Source organism: Wolbachia endosymbiont (group A) of Melieria omissa (genome assembly GCF_964031125.1).
Taxonomy (GTDB): Bacteria; Pseudomonadota; Alphaproteobacteria; order Rickettsiales; family Anaplasmataceae; genus Wolbachia; species Wolbachia pipientis.
Window position 1 is genome coordinate 910,457 of record NZ_OZ035007.1, and the last position, 21,080, is coordinate 931,536.

At 34.5% G+C, this 21,080-nt stretch carries 18 protein-coding genes, 1 tRNA gene and 2 pseudogenes; 12 read left to right on the top strand and 9 right to left on the bottom strand.

What is annotated here, in order from left to right:
• Positions 1-140 precede the first annotated feature (140 nt).
• The 5 genes from era to ACQH2Q_RS04260 all read left to right on the top strand — a co-directional run bounded on the left by era (position 141) and on the right by ACQH2Q_RS04260 (position 5,374).
• The gene (gene era / locus ACQH2Q_RS04240) at positions 141-1,025 is read left to right on the top strand and encodes a GTPase Era (RefSeq protein ID WP_010082484.1); all 885 of its coding nucleotides are present in this window, start codon (positions 141-143) and stop codon (positions 1,023-1,025) included.
• Positions 1,018-1,866: a 3'-5' exonuclease gene (locus ACQH2Q_RS04245; RefSeq protein WP_051955838.1), complete on the top strand. Its 849-nt coding sequence runs from the start codon at positions 1,018-1,020 to the stop codon at positions 1,864-1,866. The genes era and ACQH2Q_RS04245 overlap by 8 nt, the downstream gene beginning before the upstream one ends.
• A 179-nt stretch (positions 1,867-2,045) precedes the next feature.
• On the top strand, positions 2,046-4,013 hold the full coding sequence (locus tag ACQH2Q_RS04250) for a WD0745 family porin (protein WP_338481664.1): 1,968 nt from the start codon (positions 2,046-2,048) through the stop codon (positions 4,011-4,013).
• Between the two features lie 436 nt (positions 4,014-4,449).
• The gene (locus ACQH2Q_RS04255) at positions 4,450-5,256 is read left to right on the top strand and encodes a DUF2163 domain-containing protein (protein WP_010962809.1); all 807 of its coding nucleotides are present in this window, start codon (positions 4,450-4,452) and stop codon (positions 5,254-5,256) included.
• A 31-nt stretch (positions 5,257-5,287) separates the two neighbouring features.
• A tRNA-Ser gene (locus ACQH2Q_RS04260) sits at positions 5,288-5,374 on the top strand.
• Between the two features lie 106 nt (positions 5,375-5,480).
• On the opposite strand, the pseudogene ACQH2Q_RS04265 reads toward ACQH2Q_RS04260, so the two are convergent.
• From ACQH2Q_RS04265 to ACQH2Q_RS04275, 3 genes and pseudogenes are all read right to left on the bottom strand, one after another.
• A pseudogene (locus ACQH2Q_RS04265) lies at positions 5,481-5,827 on the bottom strand (transposase); the annotation flags it as partial.
• Between the two features lie 15 nt (positions 5,828-5,842).
• Positions 5,843-7,168 carry an IS4 family transposase gene (locus ACQH2Q_RS04270; protein WP_264339118.1) on the bottom strand — a complete coding sequence of 442 codons (1,326 nt, stop codon included), beginning with the start codon at positions 7,166-7,168 and terminating at the stop codon, positions 5,843-5,845.
• Between the two features lie 72 nt (positions 7,169-7,240).
• Positions 7,241-7,847, bottom strand: a pseudogene (locus tag ACQH2Q_RS04275) (transposase); the annotation flags it as partial.
• A 357-nt stretch (positions 7,848-8,204) separates the two neighbouring features.
• Between ACQH2Q_RS04275 and ACQH2Q_RS04280 the strand changes: the two are divergent.
• Genes ACQH2Q_RS04280 through ACQH2Q_RS04290 form a run of 3 tightly spaced genes read left to right on the top strand, consistent with a single transcriptional unit; the run spans position 8,205 to position 11,618 of the window.
• Positions 8,205-9,314: a PQQ-binding-like beta-propeller repeat protein gene (locus ACQH2Q_RS04280; RefSeq protein WP_425383390.1), complete on the top strand. Its 1,110-nt coding sequence runs from the start codon at positions 8,205-8,207 to the stop codon at positions 9,312-9,314.
• A complete protein-coding gene (gene lpdA / locus ACQH2Q_RS04285; protein WP_338481676.1) occupies positions 9,307-10,686 on the top strand; it encodes a dihydrolipoyl dehydrogenase in 1,380 nt (459 codons plus the stop codon). Before ACQH2Q_RS04280 ends, lpdA begins: the two co-directional genes overlap by 8 nt.
• Positions 10,687-10,688: 2 nt before the next feature.
• Positions 10,689-11,618: a tyrosine recombinase XerC gene (locus ACQH2Q_RS04290; protein ID WP_264339486.1), complete on the top strand. Its 930-nt coding sequence runs from the start codon at positions 10,689-10,691 to the stop codon at positions 11,616-11,618.
• Here the strand turns inward: ACQH2Q_RS04290 and ACQH2Q_RS04295 are convergent.
• The 6 genes from ACQH2Q_RS04295 to grxC all read right to left on the bottom strand — a co-directional run bounded on the left by ACQH2Q_RS04295 (position 11,615) and on the right by grxC (position 16,929).
• The gene (locus ACQH2Q_RS04295; RefSeq protein ID WP_425383391.1) at positions 11,615-12,259 is read right to left on the bottom strand and encodes a hypothetical protein; all 645 of its coding nucleotides are present in this window, start codon (positions 12,257-12,259) and stop codon (positions 11,615-11,617) included. The genes ACQH2Q_RS04290 and ACQH2Q_RS04295 overlap by 4 nt on opposite strands.
• On the bottom strand, positions 12,246-13,133 hold the full coding sequence (locus tag ACQH2Q_RS04300; protein ID WP_425383392.1) for an ankyrin repeat domain-containing protein: 888 nt from the start codon (positions 13,131-13,133) through the stop codon (positions 12,246-12,248). The genes ACQH2Q_RS04295 and ACQH2Q_RS04300 overlap by 14 nt, the downstream gene beginning before the upstream one ends.
• 89 nt (positions 13,134-13,222) lie before the next feature.
• Positions 13,223-14,170: a thioredoxin-disulfide reductase gene (gene trxB / locus ACQH2Q_RS04305; RefSeq protein WP_264339488.1), complete on the bottom strand. Its 948-nt coding sequence runs from the start codon at positions 14,168-14,170 to the stop codon at positions 13,223-13,225.
• Positions 14,157-14,756, bottom strand: a complete 600-nt coding sequence (locus ACQH2Q_RS04310) for a peroxiredoxin (RefSeq protein WP_012673206.1) — start codon at positions 14,754-14,756, stop codon at positions 14,157-14,159. The genes trxB and ACQH2Q_RS04310 overlap by 14 nt, the downstream gene beginning before the upstream one ends.
• Positions 14,757-15,602: 846 nt before the next feature.
• Positions 15,603-16,475, bottom strand: a complete 873-nt coding sequence (locus tag ACQH2Q_RS04315) for a hypothetical protein (RefSeq protein WP_007550039.1) — start codon at positions 16,473-16,475, stop codon at positions 15,603-15,605.
• A 115-nt stretch (positions 16,476-16,590) separates the two neighbouring features.
• Entirely contained in the window at positions 16,591-16,929 is a 339-nt protein-coding gene (gene grxC, locus ACQH2Q_RS04320; protein ID WP_007550037.1) for a glutaredoxin 3, read from the bottom strand.
• 68 nt (positions 16,930-16,997) lie between these two features.
• On the opposite strand from grxC, the gene ribF reads away from it, so the two are divergent.
• The 4 genes from ribF to ACQH2Q_RS04340 are packed head-to-tail and all read left to right on the top strand — an operon-like array spanning position 16,998 to position 21,079.
• A complete protein-coding gene (ribF, locus tag ACQH2Q_RS04325) occupies positions 16,998-17,930 on the top strand; it encodes a riboflavin biosynthesis protein RibF (RefSeq protein WP_182309507.1) in 933 nt (310 codons plus the stop codon).
• Positions 17,927-18,403, top strand: coding sequence for a signal peptidase II (lspA, locus tag ACQH2Q_RS04330; RefSeq protein ID WP_425383393.1), 477 nt, complete (start codon positions 17,927-17,929; stop codon positions 18,401-18,403). The genes ribF and lspA overlap by 4 nt, the downstream gene beginning before the upstream one ends.
• A gap of 29 nt (positions 18,404-18,432) precedes the next feature.
• Positions 18,433-19,773, top strand: a complete 1,341-nt coding sequence (locus ACQH2Q_RS04335; protein WP_425383394.1) for a M16 family metallopeptidase — start codon at positions 18,433-18,435, stop codon at positions 19,771-19,773.
• A complete protein-coding gene (locus tag ACQH2Q_RS04340) occupies positions 19,760-21,079 on the top strand; it encodes a M16 family metallopeptidase (protein WP_010962819.1) in 1,320 nt (439 codons plus the stop codon). Before ACQH2Q_RS04335 ends, ACQH2Q_RS04340 begins: the two co-directional genes overlap by 14 nt.
• The last annotated feature ends 1 nt before the right edge of the window (position 21,080 follow it).

Below are 21,080 nucleotides of genomic sequence, written 5' to 3' on the forward strand. Positions count from 1 at the left end.
AAGTTTTTGAGTATATTGTATTTTTAATTTGTAGAATAAGTTTTTTCCCTTTTTGCATGCTAACCAAAAAGGGTTCTGTCATCCTTCTTGTCATATAAGTAGCTTGACGCGGGCATTCAGTTTTCTTTATAATTTTCTTTGTGAAAGAACAAAAATGCTTATTTGTAACCATAGCTGGCTTACCAAATGCTGGGAAGTCTACATTAATTAACAGCATCATAGGCAAGAAAATTGCAATTGTCACCCCTAAAGTGCAAACAACAAGGACGCAAATAAGGGGTGTTGCAACATGCAACAACACACAAATTGTCTTTACTGACTCCCCAGGAATTTTCTCAGCAGAAACAAAACTTGAAAAAGCTTTAGTCAAATCTGCATGGTCGGCAGTTAAGGATAGTGACATCACTTTGTTGCTTGTTGATGTAAGCAATTATTTGAAAAATATAGAAAGAATTAAGACTATATTTATGCGGCTGCAGCGCACAAAAGGCAGATGCATTTTGGTTATCAATAAAACTGATTTGGTAAAAAGGCCTGAATTAAAGATGGCGCATGAGCATCTGAATTTGCTTTATAAATTTGAAAAGGTTTTTATGATATCAGCATTAAAGAATGATGGACTTTCTGATTTGATGAATTACTTGTCTGAAGTTGCATCGGTGAGCCCCTGGTTTTATGAAGAAGATCAAATAACCGATTCCTCGACAAATTTTTTATCAGCAGAAATTACGAGAGAAAAATTATTCTTGAACTTGCGTGAAGAATTGCCATACTCTACAGCTGTTATAACTGAACAATTTGAGGAAAAAAAAGATAAGAGTTTAGTCATCAAACAGATCATATTTGTGTTGAAAGATAGTCATAAAAAAATAGTACTAGGAAAAGATGGCAGTAATATTAAAAAAATTAATATCGAAGCGCGTGCTGAACTAGAAAAATTATTTGAGTGCAAGGTACACCTCTTTTTATTTGTGAAAGTGCGACCTTGGATCGACCGTCCGGAGGAGTATATAGGCAATGCTTAATTCTTTATTGGTATTTGATATTGAAACTATACCAGATGTAAATTCCTGCAAAAATTTACTCAATATTAGTGATGATAGTAGTGTAGAAGAGAAGAGGGATGCATTAACAAAATATCATCTTGAAATAACAAACGGGCAAAACTCTTTTCTGCGTCAGCCTTTTCACCTTGTTGTAGTTATTAGTTTTTTACTTTGCAATATAAGCTACCAGAGTGGTTATGAGGTGTTCACACTGCAAGAAATAAGATCTGGAGGCACACTAAATTCCAGTGAAAAGGAGCTAGTGAAAGGATTTTTTAACTACATATCAGAGAAAAAGCCAAGATTAGTTTCGTTCAACGGACGCACTTTTGATATACCAGTGCTGAAGTATCGTGCTATGGTCCATGGCATTCAAGCAGAATATTTTCATAAAGCTGGCGATAAGTGGAATAGTTACAATCAGAGATATAGCAGTGATTGGCATTGTGATTTGCTTGAATCCCTCTCTGATTTTGGAGCTTCTGCGAGAGTAAAAATGAACGAAGTTTGTGCAGCATTTAATCTTCCTGGTAAGATTGGAGTTGATGGGTCACAAGTTATGGACTTATACGATAGCGGCAAGATACAAGAGATTCGAGATTATTGTGAAACAGATGTAATTAACACTTATTTGATTTACTTAAGGTTCATGCATCATCAGGGAAGGATTACTACTGAAAGCTACAACAAAAGTGTGGAAGAGCTGCTTTTAGAGTGCGAAAAAAAAGAATACCTAAAGAAATTTAAAGAAGAATGGCAAATAACTTGTGGTGGAAAATTTTACTTCCATAGAATAAATAGTCGAGTTATAATGCACTAACAAGCGAACCTCTGTACTAAATTTTGGTTAATATACACGTTGAGCATATTAAGAAAGTTGCTTTTAAGGTATTGCATTTTACTTTTATTTTCGTTATAAGGTTGCTTTAAGTTGAATTTTCAACATTTTTATACTATTTACATTTAAGATATGATTTCGAAATTTTTTGGGGGCACTTCATGAAAAAGTCTATGTATACTAGAACTGCTCTAGTTTCTTTATTAACTTTATGTTCTTTCAGCAGTTTTGCAGCTGACTTTCCTGATGAGAGTATGAAGGAAATAAAAAAGCAAGAGAGCACAAAAACTTCTGGAAAAGTGGAAGTTATGAAAACATCAAATAAAAAACTGAAAGAAAAGATGGACAGAATATGTAATGCTGATCCAAGAAAAAAAGCTGAAGAGCTTAAGAAAAAAGAGGAGCTAAGATTAGCAGCCGAGCAGAAGAAAAAAGAGGAGATCAGGCTAGCAAATGAGAAAAAAGCAAAGCTTATAGAGGATTCAAAAGCGAAAGCTCTAAACGCTAAGAATTCTAATATAGAAAAAGGTAAAGTTTCAAAAACTAAGCGTTCTAAAACTAAGAATGCTAAAGTTGAAGCTAAAGATGTAAAGAAGGATATAAAAGTTGTTAACAAAAATACAGAGGAAAAAGGTAAGGCAAGTCCTGTTGTTTCAGTTGGTGGAGTTGATATTATCGATACCAATCAAGGGCAAAGTAATTTAAGAATAACTTTTGGTGGTGTTGTTGATGCTCAAGGTTATGGCAAAGCTGGACCAAGTGGCGCAGATTATAAACGTTATAACGTTATGCCAAACAGATCTACAGAGTATTATAATGCCACTCCAGATATAACAAGAGGAGCAAATCCAATATTCTATGAAGGAATAGGAAATATTGGTGATTACAGCAACGATATGGGTATGATTGCTGACGCGATATTGCACCTCAGAGCAGAAAATAAGAATGAAGATTTAGGTCTTCTTTATGGTGCTGACGTGCAGTTTCATGTTCCAGTGACCGAAGGTAAGGGAGCTTCACAGGGTGTTTATGCTGCAAAAGGCAGAAGTGCGCATGTGTTTGTTAACTCAAAATATGGTGACGTGAAGCTTGGTTACCAATTTGGTCCTGAGGCTCTGATGAGGCTTGATGCAACAAGAATTGCGACTGTTGACGGAGCTGCAGATAGTGACTGGTTCAGAAAAGTGAACTTAGAAGGAAGCGCTGCTAGCTTTCCATTTTATGTAACACCACGTCTTTACACTGAAAGTTTTTCGAGTGAAAGTGAAAAATTCTCTTTCCGCATGGCAGGGAAATATAACAAAGGCGTTATGACTACACTGCCATTTAGAGTTGCCTACTACTCACCAAATTATATGGGCGCAAGGTTTGGCATCAGTTATGCACCTCGTTATGATAGTAGCTTGTTTATTGTGAAAGAAAAAGAAGAGAAAAACGGTAAGGTAAAAGATAAGATAAGGCATGTCGGTCCAGACTATGAGCACATAGTAAGTGCTGGTGCATCATATGAATATGACTTTGATAAATATAATGTAAAAGTTAAAACTTCTGCAGTTGGTGAGTATGGCTTTCCAAAGCAACCAAGTAAAGATAAGCATCTTTATAAGGAATTTGTGGAGTATAATGACCTGATGGGTGTTAATTTTGGTGTAAGCGCTGATTATAAGATTAATGAAGATCAAGGCGTAAAGTTTGCTGCCTCTTTTGCATACTTGGGCAAATCTGGTCAACCGAAGGGTATTAAAAAATTAATTGGTGATACCTATACGGAAATTGATAGTAAAGATGCTACTGATGGCAAAAGAGTGGAAGGGCTGAAAGCTCAATTTGGTAAAGATAGTATAGATACCATGTATTGGACTGTAGGAGCTGGGTATCAACATGAGAATATCTACACAAGTTTGACGTATTTTGGCAGCAGAATGAATGACAAAGATATGCTTCATGATGGTGCACTTGGCGTTCAATATGATCTGTCTCCTGCATGCAGTAAGAACAAATTTGTTCCTTACGCAGCTCTCCATTATTTTATGACTAACGAAACAGGTAAGCTGAAAGATGAGTCTGATGCTGATGTACCTTCTAACCAAGGAATTCTCCTTCTTACTGGTGTGAAGTTTTCTTTCTAACCAGCCAGTACACACCACAGTTAACTGTGGTGTATTCTTGTCTGTTAGTGTTTATTTGTCGATCAAATAAACATATGGTGTCCTCTCTCCTGTCATCCCAGTGCGTGACACACAACTGTACGAACATTGTGATTTGAGGACACTCCACCAAGAAGGATGTCATCCCAGTGCCCAGACACTGGGATCCAGCTTTCCATGCAACTTCATCAAAAGCGTTTATTCAGCATAAGATCAGCCACTTTTTATGCTCACCAAATCAGTTTGCTTACTTACAAGCAAAATTTCCTGGATTCCAGTGTCAAGCACTGGAATGACACCCTATGGTCACCGGAATGACGCTTTATGGCTACTTAGATGATGAGAAAAGAACACACTGCCCTTATTCTACTGGCCGTATAGCTACTTTCAAATTTAATCAATTAAGCAGGAGGCCCCTATGCAAACCACACTAAAAAATCATTTAGCTGGAGAATTACTTACCACCGCTACGTGCTGGAAATTAAAGCTCGCAGGTGGAGAAGTAATGGGATTCACTGACTATGATGAAGATTTAAATATTGATAATATACTCTATAAATCTTCAAGTGGATTTACAGCCAGTAGTATAATATTAAACAGCGATTTAAAAACTGATAATCTAGAAATTGAAGGGATATTAAATAGTGCTGATATTAAAGAAGAAGATGTTTTATCAGGAAAGTACGACTTTGCAAATATTGAAATATTTCTTGTGAATTATAAAGACTTGACTCAGGGAACAATGAATCTACATTCAGGAATTTTTGGTAAAGTGACATTAAGTAGTGGAAGATTTATTGTTGAAATTAGAGGGCTTTCAGCAAAGCTTGAGAGAAGCATAGCAGAATTATACTCTCCTGCATGCAGAGCACAATTTTGCGATGATAAATGTAAAGCCGATACTAAAAAATTTAGTAAAATAAGTACAATCACTAAAGTAATAGACGAAAGAAGATTTGAAGACACGAATTTAACTGAGAGTGATGAATATTATAAGCACGGAGTAGTAAAATTCTTTGGCTCAATAGCGTTTGAAGGTGTAGTAAAAGAATATAAAAATAAAGTAGTTACGTTGTTTACTTCGCCTCCATACCAAATTTTTGCTGGAGATAAATATTCAATACTCGCAGGTTGCGATAAAACATTTCCAACTTGCAGAAGCAAGTTTAACAATACTGTGAATTTTCGTGGTGAACCCTATATACCAGGTTTTTATATTGTTTAGCAGTACAATTTTCAATATTATGAATAAGCATGGAAAGGTGGCTGAGTGGTCTAAAGCACACGCTTGGAAAGCGTGCACATATGAAAATATGTCGGGGGTTCGAATCCCCCCTTTTCCGTATGTTACTTCTAGAATAGTATAAAACCCCCGGTCGCGCACACAACTGTACGAACATTGTAATATGGTACAATGTTACAACTATGCGGTGGTAATTTACGATAAATTCATGTAGCCATTTCAAATTTAGCCATACCAATGTCAGTAAATTGATTAAGCAAATAACACTTGAGTAGCAGTTCCTTCCCACGATTAATTTCAGATTTGTTCCGAAAATTAAACCCGAATGTTTGTTTCAGTCGCGAGAAAAAACTTTCTACATAAGATCTTTTTCCGTAGTTTGTTTGCCTTTTCCACCTCTTCATTCCATCTTCGCTGTATGACTTTATTAGTCTAATTGCAGCATTTCTCTCTGCCATACTTTGGATGCTCTGCTGCATTGTTTTTTTGGAGGAATTTTTGTCTTTATGCCGCATTCATCACACAATTTATAGAGTTTATGTCTGTCATATGCTCCATACGCGTCAAGTTAAGAGATTGTGAGCAAATTTAGAGAGGTTAAAGTGGATACTCTAGCCCTTCTACGTTTGTCTTTTAATGAAAATCGCGACCAAGTTATAGTGAGTTTTTTAAGAAATGCTTTTAAACTATTAATTTTGGTTAATACTAAAAATAACTCTCTAACCCGCCTTTTTAGCTCAATAAATGCCTTTGTTAAGCTAAGTTCTGTATTCTTTTTCACTTCTGTGCAACCAACTATGCCGTGAAATATAAGAATTGCGCACAATTTAGCATATAGTTCACATAATACTCTGCATGGCTTTCCTTTTAGCTTATCAAGCCTGATATGGCTTTTATACAATTTAAATAATAACTCAATTTGCCACCTTACTCTGTAAATCGTTAATACTTGCTCAGCACTAATTTTATTTTCTGGAACATTAGTTATAAATATTGACCAGTTCAACAATTTTTGATTTCTTTTAGAGGATGTATATCCCTGCGATCTTGCTAATCTATTAGCTTTCCTTCTTCTGGCCATAGACTGTTCTTCAGTTAGTTTCTGACATATAATTCTTACTCTAATTTTTGCTTCTTTTCCTAACAATACCTCGTTTTCTAAAAATAACTTATCCTCTAAACATTCTAATAACTCCATTTTTTGATTTGTTTCTACATCATATATGTTGGTATCGGATTTATAACGACTTATGAAATAAGCTCCTATTTCATTGATTTGTTTAAAAGAACTTGGCACAAAATAACCGAGATCAGATATTAGCAAATCATTGCTTAATATATTACTTAAATGTTTCCTATATCCCTGGTCTGATCTTACCCCCTCCGTTAAATTAAGTTGGTCTATTATCTGATTCATGTAGTCGAAAACTAATTGTAACTTTATTCCAGACTTAGTATTGCTTTCATAGCCACTGTAGCTAGTACCATAACCTTTATACATCTCTTCCATACTGTTAGGTAGAGTAATATAGCTACTGTCCAATAATTTAACACTATTAAATTGCTGTAAGATTTTGCAATCAACTTGCAAGATATTTTTAAAGAGAATCACAGATTCATTATACATCCTTTTCATAAATTCCACTGCTTCTTCAGTAAATCTAAAATCCAAACCTTGTTTTGTTATATCTATCGAGTCCTCGTTTAGTAATTGACACATTGTTTCTACGCTACAATTATCAACTCCTATATTACCCAAGACCATGGCTTTTACGAATGATGAACCTTTTAGCTTTCTCTTTCTTTTTATAAACCTTGTTGTAATTGAGATTTTCTCTGCTTTTTCATTAAAAAATTCTTTGAGCTTTTTTGATAAGCAAGTTATTTTATTCATTGGTTCTCTCACTAAAAGTATATCTGGGAGAACTTATACCTTATTATTCTATCTCTTTCATACCTTTATTTCCTTAACTTGACGCGTATGGTCATATGCTCTGTCTGCATATAGTGCTTTTATGGCATGCTGAAAATTAACTCCTTTAAGTAAATCGCAAGCTCCATAGTGATCAGACCGTTACTGTATTTTGCAGCTATGGCTTTTTTGCTGTTTATATTCAACATTACATGCAATTTTCTTGTCTGTTCATAGCCACGATATTTTCTATCAGCGCTATTTTCCTTGCTGTGTGTTGTTATAAATGCTGATGCTTGTGCTATCTATGGCAATTTCGATATCTTCCATATTATTTTTATCAATTCTGCAATCATTGATCTTAATATTAAGTTTTTTTTGAAGCTTGCGAATAGCTGATAACTGCCAAATCTCTTCCTATTTGTTGCAAATATCCTTTTATAAACCCGACTGTTTGTCTTAAGCCAATTCTAAAAAGATTAACGATTATATGCACTAAAATCACAACTTTATCACTATAAATATAGTTGCCGCCCTGCATTTTTGGACTATTTTCATACCAATTTTCGATAGCTTTATCGATGTAACGAAAAATATTTCCTCTTTTTTCTAGAAATTTGTTATATTCATGGCAGTTACTAACTCTCATTTTTTGTGGCATATTTTTTCTTCAACAGTTAAATAGCTATTTATAATGAATTTTGTCAGTAGCCACCAGATTTTTTCAGTTGCTATGCAACAAAGCTATCCCAGTGTCAAGCACTGGGATGACAGGAAAAGAGGCTATTTGGATGACATCTTTCTTCTTGGTATAAATTATTTTATATCTCAATGTTCATACAGCTATGCACGTTGCTGCATAGTGGATGAGGTGTACTACCCCTAAGAATATACATTATCTCACATAATAATATAATATTTCGTTCATAAATCAACGTTTTTAACATGCAGCAAGAACATTTCCGTTGTAATTAAGGTTCTTAAGATGTATATTAATGAATCTTGTTTTCAATAAATAATGAAAGTAATAATTGTCATGATAATGTTATTGTGTAGCAGTTACACAATGGCAAGCGAGAGAATAAGTCTAGTGGATAAAAAACTATCTCAAGGATATGTAGCTCCAGTGCTTATAGAAAATAGCGTTATTTTATCAGACAAGCACGGCGCTTTATATTCCTTTGATATTGATAACTCAAAGGCTATGAATTGGAAATTACACCTCTCACATAGGAAAAAAATTGGTAACATGAGCCTATCACATTATGAAAAAAATGTTTTCTTTATAGTGGATAACACTTTACACGCAATAGGCGCAAAAACTGGCAAGATTGAGTGGGAAAAAGAATTGAGAGCTCCAGTAAGAGGAAAAGCAGCAGTAATAAATAATAAATTGGTAGTATTGACTATTGATAATTATCTGTACGTGTTTGATATAAAAGATGGCAGCTCCGCTTGGGCTTATCAAAACGGTATCAATGAGGTTCGAGGTTTGTATTCCATATCGCCAACAACTTCTAACGATAAAATAATAGCACCATTTTCAAATAGTGAGTTAATAGCTTTTAATGAAGATGGTAAAAAATTGTGGAGCCAAAAATTGGCTACAAACCTTTTGGATACACAGCTCACAGATGTAACTACTACACCGAGAGTGCTTGGCGATACTTTAATAGCTACAAATAATTCTTATATTTATGGTATTGACGTAAAATCAGGAAATATTTTATGGTCAAAGTCACTGCAAGTAAAAAGTGTATCAGACATTGAGTCATATTATAGTCCTCTTATTCCTGCAGAGAAACAAAAAGAAGGCGGAAGAATTTTTATAGTTACTAAAGATGATAAAATAATTGGCCTGGATATAAAAAATGGAGAAATAGTCTGGGCATCTGATTTAATAGAAAATACGCAACTATTTGCTCCAATTATGCATGCCCATACACTGTGGGTGACAAGCAATAAAAGTTCAATGTTTGCTTTTCCGGGATCTGAAAGTGCAGGAAAGGTAGTAAAAGTACCTGGTAATGTGTTTCACACTCCAGTGTTTACTCGCAATAAGATATATGTAACAACTGAGGGAAAAGGTGTTTATTCTTTAGAAAATAGGTTTGTTTTTTATGACTGATTATGATTTAATTGTTATAGGTGGTGGCCCAGGAGGCTATAAGTGCGCTATCGCTGCTGCAAAACTTGGATTGAAAGTTGCCTGTATAGATAAAAATAGCATTTTTGGTGGCACATGCCTCAGAGTTGGGTGCATACCCTCCAAAGCATTGCTCCATTCTTCCTATCAGTATGCTCACACGAAAAATGATCTGTCGAAGCTTGGCATAAAAATTAAGGACGCAAGTTTCGATTTAAAAGAAATGCTAGGTTATAAGGACGCCAGAGTTCAGGAACTTGGAAAAGGTATAGAATATCTGTTTAACCTTCACAAAATCACTAAAATCAATGGGCTTGCTTCTTTTGACCAAGGTAATCTTGAAGTTTCAGTTGAAGGTAAGGTGCTGAAGACAAAAAATATAGTAATTGCAACCGGTTCTGACGTTATTTCTTTGCCAGGAATTAATATCGATGAGAAAGACATTATTTCTTCCACCGGTGCACTATCTTTAACTGAAGTACCAAAAAAACTTGTCGTAATCGGAGCTGGGGCAATAGGGCTTGAAATGTCTTCTGTATGGAGGAGGCTAGGGTCTGAAGTCACTGTAGTAGAATTTTTTGACAGAATCGCTGCAGCAATGGATGGAGAATTAAGTAAGTCTCTACTTTCTAGTCTACAAAAACAAGGAATAAAATTTTTACTTAGCACTAAAGTTGAGGAGATAAAACAAAGTAGTAATTCTTTGAGTGTGAAAGTTTGCTCTGTAAAAGATAATCAAACAAACACTATAGAGGCGGATAAGGTATTGGTGGCAGCAGGACGCAAACCATGCACTGAGAATCTTGGTATTGATGAAAAAATAGAAAAAGATAATCGCGGTTTCGTTCAAGTTAACAACAGATATGAAACTAATGTGAAAGGAATATTTGCTATTGGTGATGTGATCGGTGGAGCAATGCTTGCTCATAAAGCAGAGGAAGAAGGAGTGGCAGTTGCAGAGATAATAGCAGGACAGTCACCTCACGTTGATTATGGAATCATACCATCTGTCATTTACACTCACCCTGCGGTTTCTTCAATCGGTAAAACTGAAGAGGAGTTGAAAAGTGTTGGCCGTAAGTACAAAGTTGGTAAATGTCAATTTGCTGCAAACGGCAGAGCAAAAATAACTGATGATGCTGAAGGATTCGTGAAAGTGCTGACTTGTAGCAGGGCAGATACAATACTAGGTGTGCATATCATAGGAGCATACGCTGACACGCTAATCAACGAAGCAGCGGTTGCAATGGCATATGGCGCAGCAGCAGAGGATATATACAGAATTTGTCACTCTCATCCTGATATAAATGAAGCCTTTCGAGATGCGTGCATCGATGCTTTCTTTAAAAAATAATTGTGGACCTCGGTTCAATCATTGAAAAATGGTATGAGTGGCTGAGGTGCAACAGATCTTATTCACCAAACACTTTGGAATCATACATGAGGGACTTGAAGGATCTTATAAGTTTCCTAAATACTCACATTGGTGGAGAAGTAAATGTTGGTACTCTGAAAAATTTAAGCATACCTGAGTTAAGAAGTTGGCTTACCTCTCGTTACGCAAGAGGTGTAAACGCAAGATCCAACACTCGAGCACTCTCAGTAATCAGAAATTTCTTCAAGTACATAAAAAATAACCACAATATAGACAATGAAGCTGTATTTTCCTTATCAAGGCCAATTCAGAGAAGAACTCTGCCCAAAGCATTATCAATACCTAATATAAAAACTTTATTGAAAGAAATGAAACTATCCGACCTGGGTGAACCTTGGGTGGTAAAAAGAGAAATTGCGATTATCGTCCTGCTATATGGTACAGGCTTAAGAATCAGTGAAGCGTTGAACCTTAGGGTTAGTGATATTAACAATGAAAGTTTAATAGTAACAGGTAAGGGAGATAAACAAAGGCAGGTATTCATTCTTCCGGTAGTAAAAAAATGTATACAGGAATATGTAAAAGCCTGTCCTTATCTTGGCATTAATGATGAAGCACAATATCTTTTTTTGGGAGTAAGAGGAAAAAAATTGGGAAGAACTTATGTGGCCAATCGTTTGCAAAAAATAAGGAGAATGTTAAATTTACCAGAAATTTTATCTCCACATGCATTTCGCCATAGTTTTGCTACTCATTTGCTTCAGGAAGATATTGACATAAGATCAATACAACAACTGCTTGGTCACTCAAGCCTGGAAACTACTCAAATTTACACTCACCTCAATTATCAAGATGTTTTTAACATGTACAAAAATTTTCAGCAGGGCCTGGAGAAGAAATCAAAACTTTAACTTCGTTCTAAACCACCAAGCTGAGTGCTTTCAACATCACTAAGTATTGTGTTTGCTTTATATAAATTACAACATCCTAATAAAAAAAAAGCCAGTGCAACTGCTGTAAAGAAAGCACTTATTATCCCTGGATAATCTTCTATTACTAAACATGCAACAACAGTATATACTCCAAGCAATATAAAACATGCAGAAGCGTAGTTGCTTAGTTTTCTACCAGAAGAAATTGCTTGCGAGGATTTTTCGTTTTTATTACTACGGAGTAGTCTATTTTCTGATGAAAGCCTATCTCTTTCTTCCCTTACTTGTTTCAAATCTCTTTTTAATTGTAAAATTTCGACAGTGTCGCTTGCTCTTCCATACACAATTCTATTAAGTCGAGTTACTTCACTATTTAGATCATTGATTTTTGTTTTTTGAGCCGATTTTTCCTGTCTTACTTGCCCTAAATCTCTTTCTAATAGTGAAATTTTGCTAGTTTTATTCGTTAGCTCTTGCTCTTTCTCTACAAGTTGAGCTTTTGTTCTTTCAAGCCCTTGTAAAAACTTCTCAAAATCTTCTGGTATATTATTCGTATTTGCAGGAAATTTTTCATTTAAATAATCTTTAATAGAGTTAACTGGATTATCAACACCCCCCAATGCAGCAGTAACAACTGCACGATTTATAAAAACAATTATCTTCTACTAATTTTTTCACATCATCTAAATCTTTTCTATTAATAGTATCAGTTAATCGGCTCTGAATAGCTTGTTCAATTGTTTGCTTTAATTGTGCATACTGCTCGTAACTAAAATCTAGGTCTTTATGTTTTAAAAGTTTTGTCAATACTTCTTTTTCATCTTCTGTTATCGTTCGTAAACATAATCGAATAATTAAGCTAAGTGGTGTTTTTATTCTTCCATCTTGGGTTCTTCTCCAGCAATTAGGATGAAGCTCTTGATTCAATAGTGTTTTCGCTTGGCAAATATTTCCGCTAGAAAGAGCAGCTAATAATTCTTTTCCTTTCTGTGCTTTTTGTATTTCTATTATCAAATGCCCAGCACGATTTTGTCTAGCACATTCCTCAGGATTTTGATGGTTTTTATTGGTTAGATAAGTGTTTATGTTTGGATGACTTAGTAAGAGTTGTAAAGTTTTCTTTTGTTGAAAGCACATTGCTAGATGCAAAACTGTATTGTTATTATTTTGTTCAGAAATATTAACATCTATGCTCCGGTGCAGTAGGAGCAACCTAATCATATTCTGATATTCTTTTTCTGTTTCAGAGCCTGCAGACAAATTAGTAACTATGGACATCAAAGGTGTCATGCCTTCTTTATCAAACGCATTAACATCCGCACCCTCTGCCAGAGCTTCTTTAAAATCTTCTAGGTTTCCATCATCAATAGCCTTAAATAGCTGTTTTGTTGATTCACTTAGCTGTCTTGAAGTTGTCGGATTTCGAGCTTGCGATGCCGTGTTATCACCACCTCCATAAGCTCTATAATATGCTACACCGTTTCTATAAGGCATACTAAACCCTCTTTATTAATGATTTACTAATATAATTATGTAAAAGAAAAGGAAAATTGCAAGCAATTTATCTAAAATCCTAGAATTAACTACGACTCCAAAAACTTTTCTGCATCAAGCGCAGCCATGCATCCTGTTCCTGCTGCAACTACTGCTTGACGATATACCTTATCTTGAACATCACCTGCAGCAAACACTCCTGCCCTACTAGTTAAAGTTGTTCCAGGTTTTGTAATGATGTAACCCTGCTCATCCATTTCAACAAAGCCTTTAAAAATACCCGCATTTGGTGCATGCCCGATTGCAATGAACACTCCATCCACTTTTAATTCTTGGGTTTTATCGATCTCTGCTGATTTAATCGCAATACCAGCAACCCTTTTTGGATTTTCTTCTCCAAGAATCTGCTCTACGGTATGGTTCCACATTACTTTTATTTTATCATTTTTAAAGAGCCTATCTTGCATTACTTTTTCCGCTCTTAATTTATCACGCCTGTGTATTAATATCACTTCTTTGGCAAATCGAGTTAAAAATATTGCTTCTTCAACAGCAGTGTTTCCACCACCAATCACAGCTACAACTTTATTCCTAAAAAATGCACCATCGCAAGTCGCACAAGCTGAAACCCCATAACCCTGAAATTTCTTTTCACTTTCTAAACCAAGCCACTTCGCTTGCGCACCAGATGCAATGATAATTGCATCTGAATAGTAGTCATTGATATTACCAGAAGATCTAAATCTATACTCATTAAAGTCCTCAAGTTGTTCAACGCTTTTTATCTCATCATCTATTATTTTTGCTCCAACCTTTTCTGCATGAAACCTCATTTGCTCCATTAGTTCTGGACCCTGTATTGAAACAAAACCAGGATAGTTTTCAACATCTGTAGTAATTGTAAGCTGACCACCAGGCTGCATTCCCGTTACTACAATTGGCTCTAAGTTTGCACGTGCTGCATATATAGCGGCAGCATAGCCCGCTGCCCCAGATCCAATAATAAGAACTTTTGTACTAAATTTATAATTCTTCACTGTATGAGTTTAGATAATCAGCTACTCCTTCATCGCTTGCCTGCATTGCTGGCTTACCTTTCTTCCACCCTGCTGGACATACTTCACCATGCTCCTCATTATGTTTAATTGCATCAACGATTCTAACGAATTCATCGATATTACGCCCTAAAGGCAAATCATTTATCGATTGATGACGTACAATAAATTTATCATCAATAACGAAAGTTGCTCTCAGCGCAATTGAGTCATCATATAAGACCCCATAGTCTCTTGATATAGACTTTTTGATATCAGACACTAAAGTGTAGCTAATCTCTCCAATACCACCATCATTAACTGGAGTGTTTCGCCATTTATAATGTGAAAATTTTGAATCTACACTTATTCCTATCACTTCAACACCACGCTTTGCAAACTCATTTATTCTATTATTGAGCGATATCAATTCAGTTGGGCAAACAAAAGTAAAATCAAGTGGATAGAAAAAAAGGACAGCATACTTATTTTTTATGCGCTTACTCAGACAGAAATCATCAACAATTTCTCCGTCAGAGAGAACAGATGAAGCAGTAAAATCGATAGCAGATTTTGTTACAAGATTCATAATTAACCTATTCTTTTAAAATAACTTTAATTTTACATCTTGATAAACTTATATGCAAGTTTTCTTTGGTTTTAGTCCTATAAAAACTTCCTAAAATAGCTCTTCTTTTTTACCGATAAGATACAATCCAGGTTGGAATACTGAGTTGGTGAGTATAAAATTCTACGTCATGCCACCGCGAACCGTCATACCGCCACGGTATCTCAGCCGCTCACAAGTAGCGGGATGACGGTTGTCGTTTAGCTATAAATGTTAAAAAATTTGCCAAACGAAAAAAAAGGCAAAAGAAGCCCCGTGGTTGGCTAATTACTTACATTATACTTTCAAGTATGGCGTTTTTTTATTCTAAACGTTTAATAACCGCGATTCAGTTGCTTTTAAGCCGCAACTAATCTAAATTATAAACATTAAGAAATTTACTAAACAGAAAAAAAGGCAAAAGAAACCCTAGGGTAGCTAGTTATTCACTATCCATTTTTTAAGTTGGCGTTTTTTTATGTTTTAAATGCTTTATAAGCGCATTTTAGCTTATATTAGGTAAAAACCTAGAAGTTTTATAAAGACATAAGGTGCACATAGTGCAAAAAATTAAGCATGAGACGCCAGATACGTGAGTTTTTTTGTCATTTAATCTGTACAGAGAAGATAAATAAATAGCTTCAGTTTCATGATAAGGGAGTTGGCGGAGTTTGTCAAGTAAGTTTTTCGCTTCTGCGGGCTACTTGAATAACGGCTACAATGTTCATACAGCTATGTACATAGCTGGAACCCAAAAAAAGAACCAAGTAGCCAAGGCTACTTGGATGACAAAAGGTAATACAAGAAATCTATTGGCTCTCGTATATCTTAGTGAAACTTAACAAGTTTATCTATAGTTTTAGTGATGATTCTTGGAGTATCCGGAGAAACTGCTGAGCTCAGCCTATTTAACCGCTCTATAGCGAACTCGCTATTCTCATTTGCTATGAAATCACATAAAATATTTTCTATATCCTTAGTAACACTTTCATGCTTTCTCAGAGGATGATTATGTGGATACCTACTGATGGTTTTGATACTGGAATACTCAACAAAAGCTTGATCCTTAAAAGCAAGTTGTCTCAATTTCTCTTTGAATTTTCCTTCTTCCTCTTTTGCTAAAAGGCGAGACTTTATCAGTGATTTTATAATCAAATTTATAGCTTGATGTATTTCAGAATGCACTATAACTTTAATGGTATTTTCTTCTACTATACAATCATAAATATTTTTTTCGCTCTGTAACGACTCTATTAATTTCTTGCTACTTTGTGAATTCAATTCCAAATTCTCCTCACTCATAGGAGTTATTATGAAGGTGTTCTTACTCACTCTGATGTTAAATTGTGGAGAGCCTTCAGAAAAGGAAAATGCTACATCCTTAAATTCAAGTGCATGATTGTATGCAGCAAAAAGGGTGTGTGCTATAACACTGCTGGGCACCTTCATTCCATGTTTACTCAGGTGGTTCAATACATTTTCAACCTCATGATATGTAAAGTCTGTATCTTTTAGCAATTCAACAACTTCTATGCCGTTGTGTTGTTTATACTCTATTCTCACTTCTTCTGTAAAAAGTGTTTTAGCTGCTATATGTTTATCAAGCACTGTGAAAATCTTGATGAAATTCTCTAAATCTTGTTTGTTAACTAATTCGATACTAATTAAGTTTCTGCTAATAATTGAAATATTTTTTGTCATTTTTTCCCACTAAAAAAACTCACTGAATGAATTGTATTTTTAATTCATTAAGAATTGTTTAAAGTGAGCATACTAGTTTTCATTTACGTATTACACGACAAAACAAGATAAAAAGTTACATAAAATCATCATGTGGTATAACACACTCTCCACATTCATCATTGCTGTTTGTGTAGGTTGTGACATCAGTGTGATTGTCATTATTATTTAGCATATCATCCAACTTTCCTTCTTTTTCAAGATCCATCAATTTGTCACACCCCCCAATGTGCTTATCGTTGATAAAAATCTGTGGAACTGTTCTAACGTTATACTTTGATTTTATGTCGTTAAATAGATCTGAGTTTTTGAGCACATCAATTTCTTCATACTTCACACCTTTTTTATCTAGTAAATCCTTTGCCCTTATGCAGTATGGACAGCCCTTCTTTACATATATCACAACATTTTTCACAATTTATCTCCGTAGCTTACTAAAATATAGTTATTATATATAAGAAACATGTAAAAACATCAAATTGTATGAAAATTATTTATAATTGTGAGCAAGGAATAGAAAATAATATAGCACTAACCTTCGGAAATTTCGATGGCATTCATTTAGGACACGAGTTTGCAATTTCTACTCTAAAGAAGGTAGCACAAGAAAGAGGATTACCCTCTGCAGTTTTAACTTTTGAGCCTCACCCATCAACTGTTTTATTTGGTAGAAACAATTTTAGGTTAATAGACCAAGAACAAAAAAAGGAACTGATCAGCAGCTATGGTATAGATTACTTGTATATTATTAATTTTAATAGAGGTTTTTCTGAGGTTGGCTGCGATGACTTTATCAGTAAGATTTTAATAGATAAATATGGCGCTAAACACATAATTGTCGGAGAAAATTGCACTTTTGGTCATAAACGATTGGGTAATATATTAACTCTAGAGAAATATTCTGAAACGTATGGATACTCTTTGACTAAATTAGAGCCATTAATAATTGACGGCAAAATTTGCTCTTCTTCTTCAATAAGGGAGTATGTACAAAGGGGCGAAATAGAAATTGCTAATAAATTGCTCGGCAGGCCTTATCAAGTTTCTGGTGTTGTGACACAAGGTGCATGTAGAGGTAGAGAAATAGGATTTCCAACCATAAATATTCCTATAGAAGATTGCATGATAAAACCTAAATTTGGCACATATTACGCTAGAGTGACTTTTCCTGATAGTAATCCAAATTGGTTATATGGAGTAGTCAATATTGGTATGAGACCTACTTTTAAGGATCTGAAAAAGCCTATAATAGAAATGCACATATTCGATTTTGATGAAGACGTATATAGTCATAAAGTCAATATACAACTTTTAAAATTCATAAGGTCAGAAAAAAAATTCCATAGTATTGAGGAGTTAACAAAACAGATAAATTATGATATACTTAAAGTTTATAGGTTAAAGGCAAATTTATGAAAAAGTTATGCTTAGTTGTTATATTAATTATAGTATTGATTGACCAAACGAGCAAATTGTACATAAACTCATTGATTGATGCAGGAGAATCAATTGAGATCGCTAGTTTTATAAAACTAGTTGAAGTTTGGAATTCAGGTATTAGTTTTGGAATGTGTAGCGCTTTACCACATGGCGGTTTCTTTTTTTCAGCATTTTCAATACTAATAATTGGTATACTTGCATATTTGATATACAAGTCTGACGATCAGTCAACTTACCTTGGTTTTTCTCTGATGATTGGTGGAGCAATCGGAAACGTAGTTGATAGGATCTATTGGGGAGCTGTATATGATTTCATATATTTTCATATTGATGATTGGTATTGGCCAGCCTTTAATTTAGCAGATTTATCTATAGTTTGTGGAATGTTTACATTGTTATATAAGTGGTATATATACGATATGCTTATTTCTAAACAAAATGAGGAATAAAATAATTGTTTTTATATTAGGTCGAAATAATGCTTCATAAGTTTTTTAGTTTTCTTATACTACCTGTACTTTTTTTTACTTACCCAATTTCTTCGAATGCTTTAAACATAGAGCACAACATAAAATATACTAAACTCAGTAACGGACTAGATGTTTATGTTGTTTCTAATCATCGGATTCCAGCCGTTTTACATGCAGTAATATACAAAGTTGGGGGAATGGATGATCCAATCGGCAAAGCAGGATTGGCTCACTACTTTGAACATTTAATGTTTGAAACTACAGGAAAGTTCACAGATATAGAAGCCACTATGAGTAGCATTGGGGCTCAATTTAACGCGTTTACCACTAAAGAATATACCTGTTATTATGAGTTGGTCCCCAAAAAAGATTTACCACTGGCAATGGAAGTTGAAGCAGATAGAATGGGAAACTTTCATGTTACTCAAGACAAAATAGATAGAGAAAAAAACATTGTACTGGAAGAAAGAAAAATGAGATTTGATAACCAACCTCATAACTTGTTGTGGGAAGAAATGGATAGTGCATTTTACCGTAATGGCTATGGTAGATCTGTTATTGGCTGGGAGAGCGATATCAAAACTTACAATCAGGATGACATAGTGAGGTTTCACGATAGTTATTATCACCCTGGTAATGCAATATTGCTGATTGTGGGTGATGTGGAGTTTGATGAAGTAGTGAAATTAGCAGAAGAAAAATATGGCGAAATTAAAGCTAAGCCTGTAATGAGACATTACCCAAATCAGGATCCAGTGCATAATGCAGGTCTATCGGTGACCTTAGAGAGCACTGAAGTAAAAGAATCAGTTTTATATTTTCGTTATCGTGTTCCCTTATTTGATCACATAAATGAAGCCTCTGCTGCTCATTTAGCGGTTGACATTTTAGGTGGCGGCAAATCCAGCAAACTGTATAAAGATTTGGTTTTAGATAAAGATGTGGCAGTATCAGTGTTTGCTTATTATAATAGCCTAGCTTTTAGTGATGGCTACATTGATATTATGATAATTCCAAAAAGTGGCGCTAATTTAGATATTGTTGAAAGAGAGTTAGATAATGCTATTAATGGCTTCGTATCTAAAGGGGTGACGAGCGAGGAATTACAAAGCTCAAAATATAGGTATAAGGCAGCACAGTTTGATAATCTATCTAACTTAACTCATATAGCGATGTTCTATGTGCCACACCTTGCACTTGGTACTCCACTTGATGAAATAGATATTTCATATAGCAAGATTAATGATGTCAATCTAGAGGATGTAAATAATAAAATCCGTGCTATTTTTTCTGCTAATAAGTTAATTGGTCGTTTATTACCAAAAGGAGATAATAATGAGAATAAGTAAAATTATATTTCTATTTTTTTTCTGTCTAGGCTTTAATTTACAAGCAAGTGGTAACCTAAATATAGAGGAGGTCACTACCCGTAAAGGATTTAAGTTTTTATTTGTAGAAAATCATGATTTGCCAAAAGTTTCACTAAATATATCGTTCAAGGATGCAGGTTATGTGTATGAGAATAAGGAAAAACAGGGGCTTGCTTGGTTTACTTCTCTTGTAATCCAAGAAGGGGCAGGAAAAAATGATGCCAAAGATTTTGCGAAAAAGCTTGAAGATAAAGGGATTAGTTTAAATTTTATTGCTGATTTAGAAGCATTTAGGGTTTCATTAAATACTTTGTCTGACAATCTAGAGGAAGCAATTTCATTACTGAGCGATACTATAATGCGTCCTAAAGTTGACCCTGAAGGGTTGAATAGAGTTTTCGAGAAAGCCAAAGTTGATTTTAATAATCTTGAAAAAAATCCTTATTTTGTTGCTGGAAAAGAATTAGATACGTTATTGTTTAAAAAACATCCTTACTCAAAAAGTGTGTACGGTACTCTTGATACTATAATGAGCATTACTAGAGACGATGTTTTAACATACATAAAGCGTAATTTTGCTAAAGATAACATAGTTATCAGTGTTGCTGGTTGTACAAAAAAAGAAGAAATTATTACGCTATTAGATAAATATTTATCTAAATTGCCGTCAAAAAGATCAAAAGTTAGAAAAATACCTGTAAAAAATAATTTTGGTTCTGCAGAAAGTAAGAATATTTTTATGGATATACCACAGAGTGTGATACTTTTTGCTCAAAAAGGTATAGCTTATGAAGATCCTAATTATTATAACGCTGGTGTCTTAATTGATGCACTTGGTGGCATGAGGCTGAATTCAATATTAATGACAGAACTGAGGCAAAACTTGGGTATTACTTATGGTGTTTATGCAAGTATTATTTCCAATAAACATGGAAATATTATATCTGGATTTATAAGTACTGATAGTTCTACTGCTGGCAAAGCTATATCAGCAGTAAAAGATACATTTAGCAGAATAAAAAAGCAAGGAATTGACGAACAATTGTTCAAGGATGCAAAAATTGGCTTGGTAAATAATCTTGTCCTTTTCCTGTCCAATAACACAAATACAGCAACGCTGCTAGATAATATGCAGATAAATGATCGTGATGTTAACCGTATAAATAATTATGCGAATATCATTAATGATGTTAAATTAGAGGAAGTAAACGAACTGGCAAGTTCTTTACTGGAACCTGAAAATTTATTTTTTGTTGAAGTTGGAAAAAACGCTCAAGGTCAATAAT